Annotated in this window: 12 protein-coding genes and 1 pseudogene; 6 read left to right on the top strand and 7 right to left on the bottom strand. The window is 60.3% G+C overall.

Annotated elements, in window-relative coordinates; genetic code table 11:
- Nucleotides 1-160: 160 nt before the first annotated feature.
- The 3 genes from ACYP01_RS21025 to ACYP01_RS21015 form a co-directional block, all read right to left on the bottom strand.
- Nucleotides 161-1045, bottom strand: a complete 885-nt coding sequence (locus tag ACYP01_RS21025) for an MBL fold metallo-hydrolase (protein WP_003943725.1) — start codon at nucleotides 1043-1045, stop codon at nucleotides 161-163.
- A 137-nt stretch (nucleotides 1046-1182) separates the two neighbouring features.
- On the bottom strand, nucleotides 1183-2436 hold the full coding sequence (locus tag ACYP01_RS21020; protein WP_459682167.1) for a wax ester/triacylglycerol synthase domain-containing protein: 1254 nt from the start codon (nucleotides 2434-2436) through the stop codon (nucleotides 1183-1185).
- 46 nt (nucleotides 2437-2482) lie between these two features.
- Nucleotides 2483-3778, bottom strand: coding sequence for a hypothetical protein (locus ACYP01_RS21015; protein WP_459682247.1), 1296 nt, complete (start codon nucleotides 3776-3778; stop codon nucleotides 2483-2485).
- Nucleotides 3779-4329: 551 nt separating this feature from the next.
- Between ACYP01_RS21015 and ACYP01_RS21010 the strand changes: the two genes are divergently transcribed.
- Together ACYP01_RS21010 and ACYP01_RS21005 are read left to right on the top strand one after the other, a co-directional pair.
- Nucleotides 4330-4947 carry a DUF1109 domain-containing protein gene (locus ACYP01_RS21010; RefSeq protein ID WP_459682165.1) on the top strand — a complete coding sequence of 206 codons (618 nt, stop codon included), beginning with the start codon at nucleotides 4330-4332 and terminating at the stop codon, nucleotides 4945-4947.
- Nucleotides 4948-5147: 200 nt separating this feature from the next.
- On the top strand, nucleotides 5148-5639 hold the full coding sequence (locus ACYP01_RS21005) for an FBP domain-containing protein (protein WP_459682163.1): 492 nt from the start codon (nucleotides 5148-5150) through the stop codon (nucleotides 5637-5639).
- 150 nt (nucleotides 5640-5789) lie between these two features.
- On the opposite strand, the gene ACYP01_RS21000 is transcribed toward ACYP01_RS21005, so the two are convergent.
- The 3 genes from ACYP01_RS21000 to ACYP01_RS20990 are packed head-to-tail and all read right to left on the bottom strand — an operon-like array spanning nucleotide 5790 to nucleotide 7821.
- Nucleotides 5790-6530 carry an ABC transporter permease gene (locus ACYP01_RS21000; protein WP_459682161.1) on the bottom strand — a complete coding sequence of 247 codons (741 nt, stop codon included), beginning with the start codon at nucleotides 6528-6530 and terminating at the stop codon, nucleotides 5790-5792.
- Entirely contained in the window at nucleotides 6527-7462 is a 936-nt protein-coding gene (locus ACYP01_RS20995) for an ABC transporter ATP-binding protein (protein ID WP_459682159.1), read from the bottom strand. The genes ACYP01_RS21000 and ACYP01_RS20995 overlap by 4 nt, the downstream gene beginning before the upstream one ends.
- Nucleotides 7459-7821, bottom strand: coding sequence for a GntR family transcriptional regulator (locus tag ACYP01_RS20990; protein ID WP_007726518.1), 363 nt, complete (start codon nucleotides 7819-7821; stop codon nucleotides 7459-7461). Before ACYP01_RS20990 ends, ACYP01_RS20995 begins: the two co-directional genes overlap by 4 nt.
- Nucleotides 7822-11191: 3370 nt before the next feature.
- Between ACYP01_RS20990 and ACYP01_RS20985 the strand changes: the two are divergent.
- The 4 genes and pseudogenes from ACYP01_RS20985 to ACYP01_RS20970 form a co-directional block, all read left to right on the top strand.
- Nucleotides 11192-11293: pseudogene (locus tag ACYP01_RS20985) on the top strand (DUF2510 domain-containing protein); the annotation flags it as partial.
- 57 nt (nucleotides 11294-11350) lie between these two features.
- The gene (locus ACYP01_RS20980; RefSeq protein WP_459682244.1) at nucleotides 11351-11938 is read left to right on the top strand and encodes a DUF4352 domain-containing protein; all 588 of its coding nucleotides are present in this window, start codon (nucleotides 11351-11353) and stop codon (nucleotides 11936-11938) included.
- A 343-nt stretch (nucleotides 11939-12281) separates the two neighbouring features.
- Nucleotides 12282-13799 (top strand): GNAT family N-acetyltransferase, encoded by a 1518-nt coding sequence (locus tag ACYP01_RS20975; RefSeq protein ID WP_459682156.1) that lies wholly within the window; start codon nucleotides 12282-12284, stop codon nucleotides 13797-13799.
- 32 nt (nucleotides 13800-13831) lie between these two features.
- Entirely contained in the window at nucleotides 13832-14203 is a 372-nt protein-coding gene (locus ACYP01_RS20970; RefSeq protein WP_459682153.1) for a hypothetical protein, read from the top strand.
- A 590-nt stretch (nucleotides 14204-14793) separates the two neighbouring features.
- Here the strand turns inward: ACYP01_RS20970 and ACYP01_RS20965 are convergent.
- Nucleotides 14794-19611 carry a transglycosylase SLT domain-containing protein gene (locus ACYP01_RS20965; RefSeq protein WP_459682151.1) on the bottom strand — a complete coding sequence of 1606 codons (4818 nt, stop codon included), beginning with the start codon at nucleotides 19609-19611 and terminating at the stop codon, nucleotides 14794-14796.
- Between the last annotated feature and the right edge of the window lie 477 nt (nucleotides 19612-20088).

The raw sequence follows: 20088 nt of genomic DNA, 5'->3' as shown, positions 1-20088 counted from the left end.
GAAAGGTCGCCGTCACCTCGACGGCAACCGAACTCACTGTGCGAGAACATGATAACCAGCCAATCTGGCACTCTGCAACCTCGAGTGCCAGATTTTTTCGGTGAACTTCGGTCCGATTTTCGGAAGTATCCGAAATGGCGCGATCAGTTTGCCAGGGATGTCAGAGGGTCCGGCGAAACACCTTGTCTTCGTCTACTGTGACGGCACCGGATGCGATGAGTCGTTCGAGGTGTAGCTGAGCTGTCCGTCGTTCGACGGCGTCGACGTACGGGGCCGATACGTGGGGGCGGTAGACGAGTCGATGAGCGACTATGTCTTCCAAGAGTTTTGGTTCGCCGAGGAATTGGATGAGACGGTCTTCGCGGCTCAGTAATTTGTCGCGGTATGCGGACAACCGGCGACGGAACTCGTCGCTGCCCTCGACCACGCCCTTCTGATGGAATGTTCCGTACCAGCGTGCGTCGATCGTTGCGACGTGGTCGATGGAGTCGAGGAAGTCGTTGACGCTGCTACCCAGGTCGCCGTACATCGGGCCGAAGGAGGTGAGATCGATGTCGGCGACGTAGAAGAAGCCGTCGGGTTCAACGAGGACCCCGCAGTGTCCGCGGGTGTGCCCTGGCAAATGAATGACCGTCGCAGTGCGGTCGCCCAGGTCGAAGGCGTGGCCGCCCGCGATCCCCGACACGTTCTCGTGGGTCGGGGGTATGCCGTATTGCGTAGCGATCGACTGCTGGACCTCGACTCGTTCGTTCGGAGGAAGGCCGTAATTGGTGAGCATCGTGTCGAGGGATGCGACTGCGGGTGCGTCGAGATGGTGCGCATAGGCCGGGGTGTCGAAATGGCGTAGTCCGGCGATGTGGTCCTCGTGCCCGTGGCTGACGAATACGAGGTCTGCGCCGACGGGATCGCGGTCGAGGGAGAGCGAAGGGTCGATCACGAGCGTGCTTTCAGATCCGTGCACTACCACGGTGTTCCCGTAGGGGACGGCACCACCGTTCTCAGGAACCAGTACCGAGACCTTGCCGAATTCTGCAGGTGTGAACATCTTTCGCCTTCCTCGTGACGATCGTGTCGTGACGACACCGGCTTGCAGGCTCGAATCAGTGGAGATGTTGTCGAGACGTCTCGACAGTATCCGTTGCCCAAGCGGCGAGGTGCATCGGATAGTGGCAGTAGATCCAGTCAGTGTGCAGTGCCGGCTATTTCGTCGAGAGTCCGTTCGACGGCTCGGGCGATCTTGCTTGCAGGTGGGAGATGCTCGGCATCGGCCTGGATTCCGATCCAGAATGTGTCGTTGTAGGACGCTGCGGTGAAGCCGACGCGGACATTGCCCGCCAACGGGCCCAGAGGCCAGAGTTCGACTAGCGCTGCCCCGTCGAGCGTGAGCGGGCCGCGCGGTCCATGGACGTTGGACACGACTGCACCGATCATGTGCTGCCGCTTTGCGAGCTTGTCGAAAATGCCGGCGATACGCGGTGACCGAAAGGTTGTTCCCGCAGCGCGTGCGGAAGGTTTGGCCGCAGCGGTTTGCTTCGCGACGATCGCGACTGTGCGTTGTGGGTCGGTTTCACGAAGTGGAAGGTCGATGATCATGAACCCGACGGCATTGCGTGCGCTACCGATCGCTGTGACTGCGACGGGTACCGATACCGCAATCGACTTGGGGATGGGCTCGCCGCATTCTTGGAGGATGAATCGCAGTCCGCCGCCCACCGCAACGAGATAGGCATCGTTCAAAGTGCCTCCCGCTTGCTGCGCGGCATGCTCGATCAGAGAAGTGCGGACGTTGACGGTCGAGATCGATCTCGTGGGACCAATGGCGCCCAGCAACACCCGTGATCGGATTGGCCGGTGCAGGAAAGTACCGATTCGAAATCGGAGGAGGTCGAGGGAACCGGCGGCCTTCGGAGGGATGTTCGGCACGGGAGCGCCCGGATCGGTTCTTTTCGAATCAGGTGAGGCGAACAAGCGCTCGAAAAGGTCGCTGGCTCTGGCACCGTCGAGAACCGCATGATGCACTCGGATGACGATGCCGCACAGACCCGGTCGAGCTGCAGGAACAAAGGCGATGTGCCACAACGGTCGGGTGGTGTCGAGGGGTTGCATCACGAGTCGACCACAGACGGATTCGAAGTCGGGTTCTGTAGGCCCGCGTTCGTCAAGCGAGAGATGGAGGTCGAAGTCGATGTCGTTTTCCGTCCACCACCATGACCCGTTCCGTATGATCGGTCGCTGCCGCAGTAACGGCTCCTGCGCGATGTGAGCGGCGAGAGTGCGGTGAAGTCGCACTAGATCAGGTCGACCGTCTCGATCGACGAAGCCACCAGGAGCGAGCAGTCCGGCAATAGTGACCAGGTAGGGCTGGACGTGCACACCGAGCTGGAAGCTCGCAGCGTCGACGGGTGATATCGGCACGTCGGGTGTGGTGTCGACCATCTACTGAGCCTAATCGAGGCGACACGGTGGACGGCGCTGGTTTCGGCTAGCGGATCACCAAGTCGTGGTCGGTGGCGCTGAGCGTGATCGCGGCAATGGGGTTTCCGCGCATCCAGTCCTGCACGAACGCGTCCAGAGCGGGGTTCGATGCCCGATCCGCGTACGCGTCCGACGGGATCTCGATTGCCCCGACGAGGTGGCGAGGATCGGCATCGAGGCCGGATGCGCGGGGAGCCATCCGTAGTCCGTCGGCGGTGTGCAGGACGATCGGAAGAACCGTGCCATCCGGTGCAGTCACGGTCGCGGTCCGCGTGGTGGTGACCGGGTCGAAATGGTCCACGTCCAGTCGGTATCCGGACGGTTGTGCGTGCTGGCCGATCGCGTCGAGCATGCGCGGATCCACCACAGAGTACGGAAACCCGATGTCGATCAGAGTCTGACCGTCGATGGCACCGTCGCGGGCGGGCAAGGTCGTGGACAAGTGCCAGGGGGCAGCGGGGGACAGGGTATCCGTCGACCGGTCTGTCGGCGCGTTTTCGATCAGTGTGCCGAGGAGGGACGCGCCGGTCGGTGTGAACTCCCAGTCGCCGCCGACGAGATCCTTGTGCCAGAAGCCGGATTCGGCGCCGCGGAGACCCTCGACACGCAACTCCCGCCGGTTCGGGCCGGGACCGAGTGAGTGCACACTGATCGCGGATGTAACTTCACCGGGAATTTTGGGCTGGTGCACCCAGTCGGGGGCCGGAAGTTGGATCGCGGCGGTGCTGCGGTCCAGTGTTTCGGCCACGAGGTTGGGTGCCGACGGCTTGTCCGACTGATCTTCCCAGCTGTAGCGGAAGAAGATCGAGTCCGATCCCGAAGAATCGAAATCAAATGTGCGGGTGTATATGTCGCCGTACTTGTTCATCACGAAAGTGGTTGATCCGGCCGCCGACAGCGAGTCCGCCTGGAATCGCCCGCCGAGCGGGCCGCCGATCTCGTAGCTGTCGTCGTTGGGCAGCCACGGGTCCGCGTAGGTTATCCGGCTGCCGTCCCCGGTCAACGTGGGGATCATCGTCATCTTGGCGAGTCCGACGAAGTGAATCCGTCCTGCGACGTCGGTGAAAGTTTGGTTGTCCCAAGGCGACGAGACGCTCAGTGCCCACCCGTTCGGGTGGTCTCCGGGGAGTTGTCGGCCGGGACCGCTCCACAGCGGTGCGCCCCATGCCGAGGTCCAATTCCACACCAGCGGATCCTGGGATGCGTTGTCCATCGTGTAGATCCAGCCGTTGTCGTCGACCGCGACGAGTTCGTCGTCGTCCAGTGATATCCCGACCAGTCGTCCACGCAGGCACTCGGGCATCGGCACGAAACGCCACGGTTGAGCCGTTGATGCGCCTGTCTCTCGCGGCCGAGCGAGTAAGTCGTGGTCGACTAGCGCGAAGTCCCAGAAACGATTGAATTGCGTAGTTGGCGTGCGGATCTGGACCGAGCTGGGGGCGGTTGAACCGGTGAATGTCGGTAGGTTTGCCAACCCGACTCGACCTCCACCGGAGGGCGCACCTGGTGGCAGTTGGGCGGTTCCGAATGATATGCAACTGACCGGCCCAGGTTCGGTGGGCGCGGCGGCGGCGAGGGGAGTGGACCACAGGAGGGCGGCGGAGAGTAGGACGCCGACGCTCAGCAGTCGCGGTCGGTGCGGGTGCGAAACTCCACTCGCGGTCTCGTTCACCGTCCGATTGTCGCATGATCGGCACGTTGAATCTGCGAATTGTGAGGTTTGTCCATCTGTGTCGGTTGCGGCGAGAGTGCCGATCGCTGCGTTGGTTGTTGTGAGTGGAACGAGAGTGCTTGTACTGCAAAGGTATTCGCCGTGTAGCTGAGTTTGCCATGACCTGCAGATACGGTGGGGTGATGAGAAGGCCGAAGTCGCTGGGTGAATGGTTGGTAGCTGACCCTCCGGAGTCGTCCAAGCCACCGGGGCCGATTCTTTTGGCATTCACCGTTGTTCCGCTCATTGCGTTGGTCTGCCGGCATTACGGTTGGTGGCCTTCGCCGTTCGGGGAGTACAGATGGTTGGATCCCTTCCTCGTCAGCGCTGCGGCGCTGCTCATCTTGATCGTGGTCGGTCTGGTGTGGGCGATCCGCACCCTCTACGTCCTTGGCCAGGACCGGCGGTGGTCGTGGTGGATTCTGCCCTCCCCGATCGCCGTCATCGCTGCAGTCGCTCTGGCGTTGTTGATGCCGCCGGCAACTTTCCTCGACAAGAGCGGAGAGTTCGAGACCATCGCGATTGGTCTTTTGGAGCAGCCTGAATCGACCGTGGAAGAGCTCGAGATCGGCCAGTTCGATATCAGTAGTGCCCATGTCGTGCGGCCGGATGAGGTCTACTTCATCGACAACGACAGCATGTTCATCACCTCGAGTGGGTGGGTGTACTCGCCCAGCGGCCCACCATCGGGGTTCGATGATTTCTCCGCAACTCAACTCGGCGGACCTTGGTACGAGTTCACGGCGGTATGGCGTGACTGATAAATCGAGTGGCCTGTAACGCAGGCCTGTAGCTACCATCGCGGTGTGGATACGTACACGGTGACGCCCCATGGGCGTGAGGGGGTTGTCGGCGTCGTCTTCGCCGGCAGCAGATAGCGCATTTCGGACCCGACAGCACTTGGTGCTGATCGGGCCATGAGCTGTACCCACCTTCACCGAGCCACGATTGGTATACACCCATGATCATTTTGACCGATACATCTATTCGTTCCAGCCTCGTCAACGCGAGTCGTAAGGAGAAGTCCGATCTCACCCTGCCGGACGGCTTCGGCACCATCGACTTCGACGCTCTCGACTACCTGGGCTGGCGAGATCCGAAAATGGGCCGACGCGCCTACACGATCGTCCCGACACTTGACGGGGAGACCATCGGAGTCTTGCTCGTTCAAGCGGAGGCCACTCCGCGGTCGCGCGCCCAGTGCTCCTGGTGCCGCGACACGCGACTCCCCAACGAGGTCGTCTTCTACGGCGCCAAGTTGGCCGGGCCCGCTGGTCGACGTGGCAGCACGGTCGGAACACTGATCTGCCGAGACTTCCAGTGCTCGTCCAATGTTCGTAACGACCCCCCGCTCCCATATGCCGGCTACGATGCCACCGCTGCGCGCCAGAACCGGAAAGATGAACTGGTGCTGCGGGCTTCGAGTTTTGTGGAGCGGGTGGCTCGGCAGTAGAGCGGACCAAATCGGGGACGAGATAGCGTCCTGTTGCGACGTTCGTCCCCCCCTTCCTGACTCAGGGAGGAGGACGAGCTGTCTAGACGGTTTTGATCCGACGAGCACTTCGAGACGACGCGACATGTGCCGTCGCACATGATTGTGCGGTCACGGCGTTGCTCGACGCAACGTCGCCCAGGCTCCGGCGATGCACGCGATGGCAAGGGCCAGAGGGAGTAGCGCCATCGGTACCACTCGGGGAGTATCGACAAACCACGAACCGATCGCCGGCCACCACCCAGCCCAGGTGATCGCGATCGCTGACAAGCCGAGCAAGCCGAAAAGCCCAGTGAGGGAGGCGAGTAGACCGGTTATCCTCCACCGCTGGTAGATAGCACCTGCCAGCATTGCGATCGAACTGGTCAGCAGCAGCGTCGCGAACAGTGCGAGCAACTGTACGGCGGTGTTGTCGGTGAAATAGCGTGCGATGCCGAACATGCGCATGTGCACACCCCAGCCGTTGGTGGCGGACTCCACCACTGACAGCAGTTGCAGCGCGATTGCGAAGATTGCGGACTGTGCCAGCGCCATAACCGTGGTGGCAGTGAAGAACTCGCGGCGAGTCACGCTCAGTCCGAGCGCGAATGGGAACGTCTGCGTCATCGACTGGAGGTAGAACGCCAGCACGAAACCGTAGACCGAGAACACACTGCCGGTGAATCCTTCACCCTCCCCGTTCCCGACGATCGCGTAGATAGTGAAGCTGATCAGGAACGAGATCAACAGGATGCCCACCGGCCAGGCGATCAGCAACGGCCACGCGACCGTATGCAGTTGTAGGACGGCACCGATCCTGGACCGAGCGGGCGTCTTCGGGACCGTCCGTGGCTCTGTCGTTGCGATACTCATACGGTGATCTCCTTGCGCTGCGTCGAAGTCGCGATGACAAGTTCCTGCAAAGATGCCGGTTCCACTTGGACTCCCGCCTCCCGCAGTCGGTTTCGCTCGGTCTCTGTCACATCGGCCTGCAACATGATTCGGCTGTGGGCGCCCAGTGTCTCCCGGCGCAGGACCCTGCCGGACGCGGCAACGGCATCCACCGCATCAATGGGACCGGATACCACCACGGCGCGGCTACGCAGTGCATCCGCGTCTGCGTCGACGACAATCCGGCCGCCGTCGACGACAATCACGTGCTCGAGCAGATTGGCTGCCTCGTCGATCAGGTGAGTCGAAAGCACCACAGTGCGAGGATGTTCGGCGTAGTCCGCAAGCAGGCGATCGTAGAACAGTTGGCGTGCAACGGCATCGAGACCGAGATACGGCTCGTCGAAAAGCGTCAGGGGCGCGCGGGAGGCGAGTCCGATGATCACCCCCAATGCCGACCGCATGCCGCGTGAAAGCTTCTTCACCTTGCGACAGAGGGGAAGTTGGAAGTCGTCGAGCAGTGTCTCGGCGAACGCGTGGTCCCAATTCGGGAGTAGATGGCCGGCGGCGACGAGTACGTGCTTGACCTTGAGGTCTTCGGGGTACGTCTGGCTTTCCTTGACGAAGCACACGTTTGCCAGGACGTCGGCATTTTCGAAAGGGGCAGCGCCGAATACCTCGACGTCGCCGCGGGTGTGCAGGTCCTGCCCGGTCAGTATCTGCATGATCGTCGTCTTGCCTGCGCCGTTACGGCCGAGCAGACCGTAGATCTTGTTGCGGCTGATCTCGAACGAGACGTCCGCGAGCGCGTCGACATCCCCGTACTTTCTGTCCACGGAGCGCATCGAGGCGACAAGTTCAGTTTCGTCGAAACGCCTGACTCGGGGCTCGGTCGTTGTCGTGCTTGCGTTCATCGGTCCGCCTTCCTGTCGTCCAGCATGGATTTGAGTTCGCCGAGGGAAATCTGGAGCCGGTCGGCCTCCGCGACCAGCGGCTCGATGTACTGGCGCGCGAACGCTTCTCGGCGTCTGAACCTGAGTGCGTCGCGGGCACCGACCGTGACGAACATTCCGATTCCCCGTTTCTTGTAGAGGATCCCCTCGCCTACGAGCTGATTGAGGCCCTTGGCTGCCGTCGCCGGATTGATTCGGTGGAACGCCGCCAGTTCGTTGGTTGAGGGCACCTGCCCGTCTTCCGGCAGGGAGCCGTCGATGATCGAGCCTTCGATCTGCTCGGCGATCTGCTGGAACAGTGGTCGTCCGTCGTCGATCACGATGATCGATGCCCGATGTTCACTGGTTCATTACTCATGTAATGAACCATAGAACGTCGTGGGGCATGTTGGCAATGAGATCGCGGAATCTGGCACCGATGACTTGGGTCTCCGAGCGCTGCCTATCGGGACATTCATCGCAGAGGCTGATGGAACAGCTTGGATGCAGACCGGCTACGACTTCCAGATCCCGGGGCGTTGCGCACAGGCATTGAGCTTCTTCGGAACCATGGAACCGCCGATCTAGGTGGTCGACCACGGACGGGGCACCTTCGGGTGGCCGGTAGATATCGCCTCAATGAATTCGGCCACCTCGTCGAAGGCGGCAACTATGTATCGGGGGACATTCTGCATGGACGTTGTAGATGGGAGTTCGCTATGCGTTGACGCAAACACCAGTCAGCATCGGCAGTTCGCCACCCAACGTGAAGCCGGCGAAACCAGAAGCCTCGGCTTCCGGTCGTAACCCGCAGTCGTAGAACAGAAGCCGGACCGCACGCCGCGGTCGGGCCCCTTTTCGTCAACCCAAAGACGGAGTCGTATCCACCGCAAGTAGGGACTTAGCGCCCCGTTTTGGTGTTTCTGTACTGATTTGCAATCCCGATACGTACGCTTCCGGCCAGGGAATCGGACACTCGACCAGCAGGGGTATCTATGCCGAATGTGACAGTGAAATTCGGGGGTTCAGACCCGGAAACAGCAGACCTCGCACGCCGGGCACTGCAACCAGTACTAGACAGCATTTACCGCACGTACCGCAGGAAACCGCTCCCATTCGTCGAAGCCGCACTTAGACGCGCAGGTCGAGGAAGCTTCTCACAAGCAGGAATTGAGCGATTCGCCGACTACATTTCAAGAGGAGACCGACCGATTCTCACCACATAGCGGCCGCTCGTGATCGGGCCGAAGACCGAAGCGCTTCCACCGGCTACCTGTTCGACGACCTAAATTGGTCAGTGCCAACTAGGTGCAGGTCCATCGTGGTCAACATCAACATCAAGAGACAGCGCCCGCCCGCGTCCGAGATCGGTAGCTTGCCTCACCGTGGCAAGGGCACTCGAGCCAGCAGACGTATTCGATCAAACGGAGCTGAGAAGGCTGATTCAGCAGATGCACATTAATCGACCTCTGTGTGAATTCTGCTCACGGTGCGCACTCGCGTGATCAAACCAGTCGGCGCTGTGACATTCGGTTGCTGATCCTATTCGGGGCGACCTCGACCGACTATTTGTGACCACCGCACGATCCACGCATCTTCTGATATGCAGGTTTCAGGCAGAGCTGAAAATGTCATCCACATGCGGTCGGCCGATCTTCTCTACAAGTCGGGAGCGGTTAGTGGCCCTGCGCCTTCTAATGAGAGGGGGATCGTGGAACCGTTCGCCATCGCCACGATCACGTTGACGATAGCAAAGAGGACGTTATCCATTTGAATTCACCTCCTCGCTCCGTCTAGGGCCCGGCAGTATTCGCTACTGCATACAGGGCAGATGTCCTGCTATCGAAATTGAGACCTGCAATGTAAGCGGCGAGCCTGGACCGAATGAGGTGACTGTCCTGATATATCCGAGGCCATTCGAGGAGTTGTAGTCCACCAACCAAGATCCACCAGAAGCACCTGCGCCAAAGTTGCCCGGTTTGGCAGTTGCGTGAGAAGCCGTAGTTCGAACGTCATAACCAGGGAAGACGCTGCGATGCTTGCGGGGAATGAGGTTTCGACTCTGGACACTTACGGCCTTCTATCGAATTGGGGCCAATCTGCCGGTTTCCAAAGATCTTCGGGAAGGTAGCACGACGCTAATGTGACAGTCCTCGAAACTGGGGTATTTCTTCGAGCTTTATCCGGCTCTCCGGATCCGTGCAGAGCGATGGTCGTGCATTGGGACTTACGGTTAGGGCTGTCCGATACTTAGGAAGAATACGTACTTGATGCTTTTCGAAGGTGATTTTTGACGGACTTGGGTATTTTCACAGTTGTGATTGTGAGAAGATCTGCATTCTTGCGTGAGTTGTGGTCCCCGGTGTCCGGGTGCGCTACGGCAGATCGGTTTCAAAAACTTCAACTGATAAGCGGGCGGAGTCCGAGCGGAGACAGTTTCCAACCCCATCGGTTGGTAGTCGCGCTCGAATCACTGATGGACGGCAAACGAACCGAGGTACCGGCGACCATCGGCTTCGAGGTCGACAGCACTCTCCTGACAGTGCGCGCAATGGACACCGATTCAGGCCGGGGCACGACCAGTCGGACGGCATCGATGAACTGCAGAATTCCGAGACGCGGTCCTCTAGCACCCCCATTTTCGTTGGATTCACATTGACTGATCACTGAATGGAGGGGGTTGTGTACCTGCCGTGTACCTGTCACAGGATTTGGGACCCAAACAAGCGAAGTTCGACTGCCCCAAAAGGGCTCTGAACTGCGGAGAATCTGTGGAGCCGATGACGGGAATCGAACCCGCGTATTCAGCTTGGGAAGTCGGTTCGGTCCGTCCTTTGATGTCCGTGGCTGTTCAGGAAACTATTTCTCACCTGCGGTAAGTCGTTATTGCTGTTCGTGTCGGTTCGCAGCAATTCGCACCCTTTAGTGACATCGCTGTGACACAGAGAGGTCCGCGCGGTGAACCTTCGAGCTTGCCAAACGTGCATGAGCAAATGCTTCGAGTTTCGAGAACTATTGGAGGGTGAGGTTTTCCAGTATGTCGGAGTGAGCGTGTAGATGTCATAGCCATGAAACTGGACAGGGCGAGACTTGAAGCAGTTTGGCACTACGGCTTTTCACCCCGGGGGCGGCGTGCGCCCTTCGTTGTCTACCAGGCGATGGAGACTTTGATTAGCGGCGCCGATGTTTCGGCTGGGCTGGCGGACTTTCAGTCGAGTGAAGGTGGTACGGAATGGCGGGCAGTGTGGCTGACCACGAACTCAGTCGCGTACGTCACGGCAAATAGCAGCCTTCAGGATTGGGATGGTGAAAGTTCACTCAAGGGGAGCTCACCATCCATCCAAGGCTGGGTTCGTCCGGTCTCCTCTATCGAGGGATTCGGATTGTCCGAGATTGAGGATCGACCGAGTGCCGGGGCAGTTCACGAATGGGCCGCTGTTCAGCACATCGAGTTCGCGGGTGGCGCCAGAATCGATGTGCCACTGTTCGGTGATGTTGTCAGTTGGTCTTGGAAAGACGTGGATGGGTTCATTTCATGCCTTCGTCGCGCGTGGAACTAGCGGAGTCTGACCTGGATGAAGACGTAGTTGTCTCCCCGCAGGCAAGAAACTGCTGTGCCTTGGGAAGCTAACGAATTTCCACACGGTCCGAACCGTCTGGTATGTATTGCTGACACTTCCCCTGCCAACAGGGCCAAGCAAGGACATAGCGATGAACTCACAGCCCGGCTGGTACCCAGACCCGCAGAACCCGACAATTGTTCGGTACTGGGACGGGCAACAATGGACCGCCGCGACTCAGCCAAACGCCCTCGCCCAGCCTGCACAATTCCATCCCGGAGTGCCACCAAAAAAGCCGATGAATTTCGGCATGAAACTGCTCATCATCGGAGTGACAATCCTCGGAGTTGGCATCTTCATTTCGGCGCTCACGAGCAATGACGGCGCGAGGTCGACAGCTACCCGAGTCTCTTCCACCACTCGCGTGCCCGCCGCAGTCGTCGATGAAGCGGAATCGGAAACACGGACACCAACGCCGACGAAGCAAGAGCAAGTCGTGACTGGATTCGGTACTGAAGTGAGAGACGGGAAGTTCGGCTTCGTTGTCACCGAGGTCGAGTCAGGGCTCACGACGATCGGACGAGAGTCGTCGTGGTTCAGCGAGACAGCGGAGGGCCAGTTCGTTGTCGTCTACGTTGACGTCACGAATACGTCGAATAAGCCGCAGTACTATGCGAGCTCGAACCAAGTCTTGATCGACGATCAGGGGCGCGAATTCACCAACAATTTCTCAGCCGAATTCGGGCTGGACGGTGACGACAAGGGCGCCGGCGACATCAACCCAGGCATCACCCGCTCAACCCGAGTGGTGTTCGACATCCCCGTGGGCGCGGTGCCGACGGGGATCGAGGTTCACGACTCGATGTTCTCCAATGGCGCACGGATCAACTTCAACTAACCGCTTTCGCATAGCGTCCGGTGCGCGCCGCTCACCCGGGAGGTAGTCACGCAGAACCCGGGTGAGTCGCCGACGCACAAGATCGAAAAGTCGGATTCGAATGATGCTGCAGGGTTGCGGCGTGCAATGATTCCCGAACCACAAAGATCAGCCCCGGCGGATGCGGCGAACACCTCCGAGGCCCGGCCGACAGGACTCCGTCAGCGTGAAGAATATGTCTCTTCGATCCCGGTCCGCGCCGCGCAACCATTCAACAGCTCGTCGTTGCAACGCTCTCACGCGCAAAGCTTTCCGAAATAGGACTGGGGAGACACGCGCACTCGATTTCGGGAGGGCGTAGTTCATGGGCTCAAAATTTGAAACTGCGAGTCTCAATGGCATCGCGCCCCCAGTCGCTGGTGCGCCTCTTAGTTTGCTCGTCGACTCAAATGTGTTTATTGCGGCCGAGGACCACGGAGCTGGCGGACATGTATTTGGCGAGCAGGCCTCGGAGCTGATCCGGCTTTCCCAACGGTTGCAGTACCGACTACTCGTAAGCAATGGGACACGAACGGACTTGTTGAGTGCCGGGATCGCCATTCGAGCGCGAAGGAATCGTGCACTTGAGAAGTATGACGTGTTGCCGCGCATCGATATTAACGCGGCGATCCGATCGGAGTTTCCGGGCGACATTAGCCGAAACAATCTCGCTGATCTAGAGGTGTTATCTGCGCTCGCTGCGGGAGCCGCTAGTTGGCTCGTGACGAATGACTCGACTATGCGAGCTAGGGCAAGGCGCGCGGGGCTACAAACCGCGCTCTCCATCGAAGGAGCACTCGAGTTACTTCGCCCACTAGTCTCAACCGAACCTGTTGTGCCCTCAACTCGTATCGTCAGAGGGTACGAGATCCGCACGTCGGCTGCGATCTTCGACTCGCTCCGGGAAGACTACGAATTCGACGTATGGTGGCGCGAGAAGGTGTGCGCACAACAACGAAACGTCATTGTTCTCGGAGATCCGCACGATCCAGAGGGCATTGGGGTACTCAAGGTCGAAATCGACAGACCCCACGGGTTTTCAAATCCCACCCTCAAGATCTGCACATTTAAAGTGTCCGATGAGTTTCGCGGATCCAAGCGCGGTGAGCTTCTTTTGAAGGCCGTAATCGGGCACGCACGCAGGCTGGGTGTATCGAACATGTACTTGGAAGCTCTCCCAACCAAGGTCGATTTACTCGAATGGCTTGAGGCCTTCGGTTTCATGCCGTCCGAGGGAGCAACCACAATCCGAGGCGAAGTGGTTATGCGCAAGTTCCTGCGTCCTGTCACCGGAGACCAATCGAAGAACCAACTTGAGCGAGCGGTCACGTATGGGCCGGGATTCTTCCAACCAGAGCGAGCTCATGTGGTCCCTATCAGGAACGGATTTCATACCCGCCTCCTTCCGGAGGCGGACACCGAGCTCGGCCTGTTCGAAGGCAATGAAGCGTGTGGCAACGCAATCCGAAAGGCATACCTGTGTCACGCTCCTACGCGCCGTGTTCAACCCGGAGATGCGTTGCTGTTCCAGCGGACTGGTGACCGGCCAGCGGTCACCACGGTCGGGGTCGTCGAGGAATCCTTCGTCAGCAACTCGGCCGAAGAGATCATCAAGAGGGTCGGAACTCGAACCGTCTATACTGCGAATGAAATCCGAACGATGTGTGACGGCCCTCGCGATGTACTGGCCTTACTGTTCCGCTATGACCGGACGCTGGAGCCTGCTTGGACGCGCGAGTCAATACAGCACGCGGGGTTGATCAATGGCTGGCCACAGAGCATATCTGAGGTGTCTGAGAGGGGAATGCGTTGGGTAAGAGGACAATTGGACGGGTCGCGCTAATGTCAATTCACCCGGAGTATGCTACGGCAATCATGAACGGGTCGAAGCAGGTTGAGTTCCGCAAGCGCCCCATCGCCGACGATGTTACCCACGTCCTGGTCTATGCAACTGCGCCCGTAAGCGCCGTGGTCTGCGCATTCTCTGTCACCGGCCAAGAAACCTTAAACCCACGAAAACTGTGGACGCAGTTCCGCCAGGTCGCCGGGATACCGCAGGACCGATTCTTCGCATACTTCGACGGCAAATCGCTTGGAACCGGCATCAAAGTAGGCGACGTCGTGACTCCCCGGCAGCCACTTTGTCTCTCAACGGCATTCGGCGTGAAGCGTCCTCCGCAGAGCTTCCAGTACCTCGATCCCAGCAGTTTTTCACGGCACTTCCGTGCGATGACTGCTGCCGCTTAATCCCATTGACCAGGATGCAAACACCCCAATGGGTTGGGCCGCCCTCGTGCAACCAATTTGAGCCGTCACTCGCCTGAGAACCTATTGCTTGCCGCGGCAACCCTCCTGGAAGCGGGCCTGCCGCGCAAAGCCTGCCCTCCGGCTGTCCACTCGCTGGGGGTGGGCTCTCACAAAATGCGCATCGTGCCGATTCGATGTGCACGGCTCACCGGCACACCGCATCCACCGCATGTTCCGGTGAGCCCCCCCAACTCGCCGGGGGTTTGGTTGTCCGCGCGAGCGGAAATACCGCACGTGCGGCGGTTCGATGTCGGCCACACGGTCCGTCGTACCGGCCCGCCGACCGGGTGCCATCCCCCCGGAGGCGGGCCTGTTGAACTGCGCACCGTCTAGGGCAACGGTTCGGTGCCCACGGCCCGCCGACAGTGTGCTCGCAGTCCCACTTGTCGGTGGGCCCCACAAACGACAACAAGCCCCCGACCCCACCGCTGGATGCGATGAGATCGGGGGGATTAGAGATCGGGGGGATTAATCGACCGGGATTACCTGTCGCAACCTAAGATTTCCACCTTGGCTGTCGAATCGAACAACTAGCTCCACCTCGCCCCGTGCTGCAGGGCCAGCTGCGCCGCATAGGTTTTCGCTTTCGCGAATGCCTCTTCGACGGACTGGACCTGAATGTTGATGGTTGTGGACTGGTCGACCGGGGCAGCGCCGTCGCCGGCGTAAATCTGGTCCGGTCGATTGGTGGTGCCGACGTTGTACTGCGACCCGGCTGTCAGACCGGGGGCAGCACCCGCCGACGGCACTGTGGCCTTCGACGCCTGCTCGAACGCCTGTCGGTAGTAGCTGTTCGGATCGATGGGAGTGCCCTTGAGCCCGAAGATTTCGAGCAGAGCGTCCTGACCGATCTTGCCGACGTCCTTGCCGTACTTGTCCAGACGTGTGTTCATGTACGCCTGGGGATCAAACGCCGCCGCACCCGGGACTGGCGCTGCCGGATCACCCGCGAGAGCAGGTGCTACCGACGGCGATTCAGGTGTGGTCAGCGGTTGACCTGTCACGGCCGGGATGTACTGCTGCAGCAACCGCCACTGGTCGTCCGTGAACACGACTTCGGGCTTTCCGGAGAGGTTGAACCCGAAGGTCTTGTCCTTGAAGACCCCGCCCTGGTCGTATCCGGCACCGGTCAACGCTGCGACACCTTGCCCACCGAACTTCGGGTCACGAAGTAGGTAGTTCAGCGACGCACGGAGATTCGATTCCGGATCCCAGATGTCGTCGAACCCTGGGTCCTTGTACGACTGGAACGTCGGGTCGATGACCTGAGCGAGACCTTTCGATGGGACACCGTTCTGCGCGTTGACGTCCCAGTCGTTGATCGCGTTCGGGTTACCACCGGATTCCCGTTGGATCTGGTACAGGTACTTGTCGACCAATGACCGGTCGATACCCTTTTCGTCGAACAGCTTCTCCACGAGGGGTCGCCACTGTTCGGCGCCAGAGTTTTTGTCGTACGGGACATCTCCGCCACCGGAGGTAGCTGACTTGCCACGGACGATCGTCAAAGCCGCGTCCGTCAACTTGTCGTAGACGGCGAGCGGAATCTGCCCGAACATACCCAATTCCGAGAACTCCGGAATCATCTTCCGCAGCCCCTTGACCGGAAGCTCGAACAGGTTCGCGGTCTGATTGCGGACCATGTTGAACGCCCCGCCGATGGCTCCCGTGAACCGTTCGAACAGCGACTTCTTTTCCTCGTCGCTCAGTTCGGCCTGCGGGAAATCGTTCGCCCAGTGCACGTGATCCCAGTGACCAGGCAAGTCACCGGCGTACACCTGATTGGAGAGCTGACCCTGGTCGGTGATCATGTTTCCGCCGACGTTGTAGAGCAACGGTCCTGGACCCCAAATCAGCTGCGCTGATTGCGGATATGCCTGGAAGATCCAGTCCGCGTAGGCCTGCTTGTTCGGACCATCGATGTCGACGGCACCACCCTTGCCGTGATAGCCGGAGTGGCCGGGGCGAAGAGCGGACGTGATCGTCACTTCCGGGAACGCGTCCTGGATGACCTGCGCCATCCAGGTGTCGGTGTCGGAACCGAAGATCACACCACCACCGAGCGCGAACTTCGCCGGGCCCTTGTTCTGGACCCGACCCCCGTCTCGGTAGTTGCTGGCCAGGGTCTCGCGGCGCATCCGCTCGACCTCGCCGTGACCGCCTGCAGCCATGACTTCTGCTGCTGTCCAGACATGCTCGCCGTTCGAGAGCCAGGCGGGGATCTTGTCGTCGCGAGGCCCACCTGCACCGAACACCGCGCCACCGTCGCGACGATGGATCATGCGGTCTGCGATGTTTCCACCGGCCTTGCCGCCGACTTCACCGATTGGATCGATCGTCGGCCACGGTTCCAGATCCAGCAGTCCCGCGACGGCGTTCCACGCTTTGCCGAGCCCGTTGTTGAGCACGGTGTCGATGACGAAGTTGATCGGCCCGGCCAGACGCTCCTTCAATCCGTCCCAGATGTCACCGATGGCAGAGACGATGCCGCCGAAGAAGGTTCGCAGTTCGTCGAGCGCGCCCCGGAATCCCGGGAAGTGCTTTTCGACGATGTCCGCGATCCCGGAACCGATGGCGGATGGAAGGTTCTTCCAGTCCGTGACGGCGCCGTTGGTGATCTTCGCCAGGAAATCGTTGGCGAGTCCACCGAGGCCTTCGTTGCGAAGGGTTTCCCACGCCGGCCGGATGGTGTTATTCCAACCGTCGGAGACCCGTGAGCACAGTTCGTCCCACTTGGCCTTCGCCCCGTCTCGTAGACCGGTGATCGCCGACGATCCGATTTCACCGATCCTGGAGCTGACGTCACCGAACCATTTCTTGGTGTCCTCGACCTTGTCGCCGACGGCGCCGGTGAATCCGTCCCAGGCGTCCTTGGCCGCATTGATCGACTTCTCCCACAACGCTGCGGCCGGAGACTGACCATCTTTCGCGCCGATCCAGTCCCACGCGCCGCCGCTGACGAAGTCGCCGACGCCGCTGAGCCCGCGGTTGATCGCGCCGCCCCAGCCGCCGTGGTCCTTGTTCCACAGGCCACCGTCGTATTTCTCGGTTTCGTTGTTGTAGCCGAAGAACGAGTTGAGGCCGCGGGCGAACTTGCCGCCGAAATCGGTGTCGTTGTCGGCCCAGTCCCAGATTTGGCGGAACCATCCGGCTTGCTTGGCTTGGCCGGGTTCGAGTTGTTCGGGGACCTTGCCGGGTGCGTCGCCTTGTTCGCTGTCGTCGCTGCTTCGGGCCGGGCGGAACCACTTCAGCATTTCTGCGGAGGTGGCGATGATGCCCATGATCGATTCGACGATCGACTTGACGTCCTCGAAGAATTTCTTGATTTCTTCGCGACCTTCGGGCGTTCCGAGGAATTCGTTCCAGCGATCGAGGGTGGACTCGATCGAGTCGAGCCAGGACTCCCCCACCTCATCCGAGCCGGCGAACATGTTGCCCGCGAGTTCGCCGATTCCCTTGATGATGCGCCAGATTTGAGCGAACGTGTCGATCGCTTCCTGCATGAAGTTGTGCAGTTGCGACTTACCGTTTTCGTCGATGGTGGTGCGCATCGAGTGGATCATTTCGGCGAAATTGCCGGTCCCCTCCTCGAATGCACCGGTAATGGACGGGAGGAAATCCGATCCGGCAGCTGAGAGGTCCAGTAGCGCAGAGCCGAGATTGCCGAGCCCATCTAGCAACGGCCCCAACGCTTCTGCCGTGTTAGTGAGAATCTGCGAGATGTCGTCCTTGACACCATCCGTCATCAGCCAATCCATGGCCGATTTCAGTTTGGTGTTCAACACGTCCGCCAGGGCCGTCAGACCGTTCGTCAGGATCGGCATGTAGGTGCCGCCGAGCTCCGAGAACTTCTGCCCCATGCCGTCGAACAGCGCGTCTTGTACCGAGAACCGGAGTTCCTTCCAAGCGTCGGACATTCCGCGCGTCATCTCGACGAACTGCCGTGCATTCGGTGAAAGGTTCGCGAGCGCCTCGTTGTACTTTTCGAGGGACGGCGATCCCGCTGCCATGGTGTCGTTCAGGTTCTGCTGAGCGACCGCCACGTTGTCAAGTGCCCGCTCAATTCCCCTCTGCGACTCGGCGACTCGATCCTGCGCGTCGACGATCGCTTGCTTCGAGTCGACGACACGGTCATCGGCGTCCACCACTGCCTGTTGAGCAGCGACGACCTGGTCCGCACCTTCGACGCCCTTGGCATTGACTTCGGCGACCTCGGCGCGGAGATCCTGGTTCGCCTCGCGAACCTCCGTCAGACGCTGGACCTGCTGGCGGTACGCGAGATCGGCCCGGCGTAGCTGGGTTGGGGTCGCATCGCCGGAGCTTCGGGCTTCGACCAGTCGTTCCCAGGATTCCTGGACCCCGAGTAACGCGTCCTCTTCGTCGAGGGAACTGCGCTTGAGAGCGAGGTTCATGTCCTCGATCTGCTCGGTTGCGGCCTTGCGCGCCTGCGTGAGCGACTTCTGAGCGAGTTCCGCGTCCGCCACCGCACGACGGTTGTTCTTCTCCGCGGACTCAACCTCACGCAGTGCTCGCGTGTGGCCCTTCTCCGCCTGCTCTACCGCGTCGATCGCGTCGGCCAGAGAGCGCTGAGCAGCCTCGGTCTGCTTCGCCGCGGCTGCCGACTCCTTCGCGGAGTTCTTGGCCGCTTCCTTGCCTGCCTCGAAGGCGTCCTTGATGCCGGTGGCGCCGACTGCGATCGTCGCAAAGGTCGCCGTTGCAGCCGCACCCATCGCGGGTAGCAGCGCAACGACCCCTGCCGCCTGGACGAGTTGGCCGATCAGCGGCACCAACGACACCGCACCCAATGCGACCAAAGCAATCTTCGCCAGACCTGCACCGGAAGCAATGCCACTGAGAGCGGCACCGGCACCGCCTCCAGCGCCGCCACCTCCACCACCGGCAGGGATCGGCGGCATGCCACGAATCAGCGCCTCGAGCGCCAACACTTGTGCCGTCAGAGCTGCGACCTGAGTCATCGCCGCGCCGGTGTCGATGTCCAGGTTCATGTGGACGTCCCTGATGGACGCCCGGAATGCCTGCATTTGCGCGTGCGCCCTGGTCAGATCGAGATCCGCACGAACGGTGACGTCGGCTTCCATCCCCTGCAACTGGGTACGTACGCGGTTACGCAGCCCAGTGAGGTTCGGGGTGATGTCGACCTCGACGGCCGGCATGTTTCGGGTACCGTTCCGCACTCGCTGGTGGAACCCGGCCAGGTTCGGAAGGACTTGAACGTTCGCTTCGACATGTTTCGCGTCGACAAGGAACTTGACGCGCTCGTGGAAGTTCGCCTTGAGTTCGGGTTCGACGATCAGCCGCGCGGATCCAGCGTTGTACGACGTTGACATGTGTGCCTCGCTATTCAGTTGTTTTTCTTGTTGTCTTGCGCTGCTACTTCAGCTAATGAGCTGCAGCGCAGGTGTTTACGTAGCTATCGCGCGAGTCGGCGCTGGATGGCGGAAGCGATTCGCTGGGTGCGGCTGGGAGGTTGGGTAGGCGGATTGGGCGGAGACGCAGTCATCGCTGCGGCGTTAACCGAATGGGCCATTCGCTGGCGACGCATCGCTGGTGTCATCAGTCCGCGACGAAAGAGCATTCTGCGGAAGGCGTTTCTCATGTTGTTGGTGACCTTTCAGGGTCGACAAAACACCCCATCGGTATGTGTTCCGATGGGGTGTGGCGGTGGAGAGAGGGCGAAGTGGCGCCTCGGGTGGGGGATTCGCTAGACCGATAGCGATCCGACTGCGGACACACTGCTAGCGCGGAAGTAGCTTACCATGAGTTTTGCGTTTGAATTGAATGAAAATCGTTGTCCTCATGGAGAA

This window comes from Rhodococcus sp. no. 34, assembly GCF_054589475.1.
Note: the sequence above shows the minus strand (reverse complement) of the source record. Positions and strands in the feature narration are given on the sequence as shown.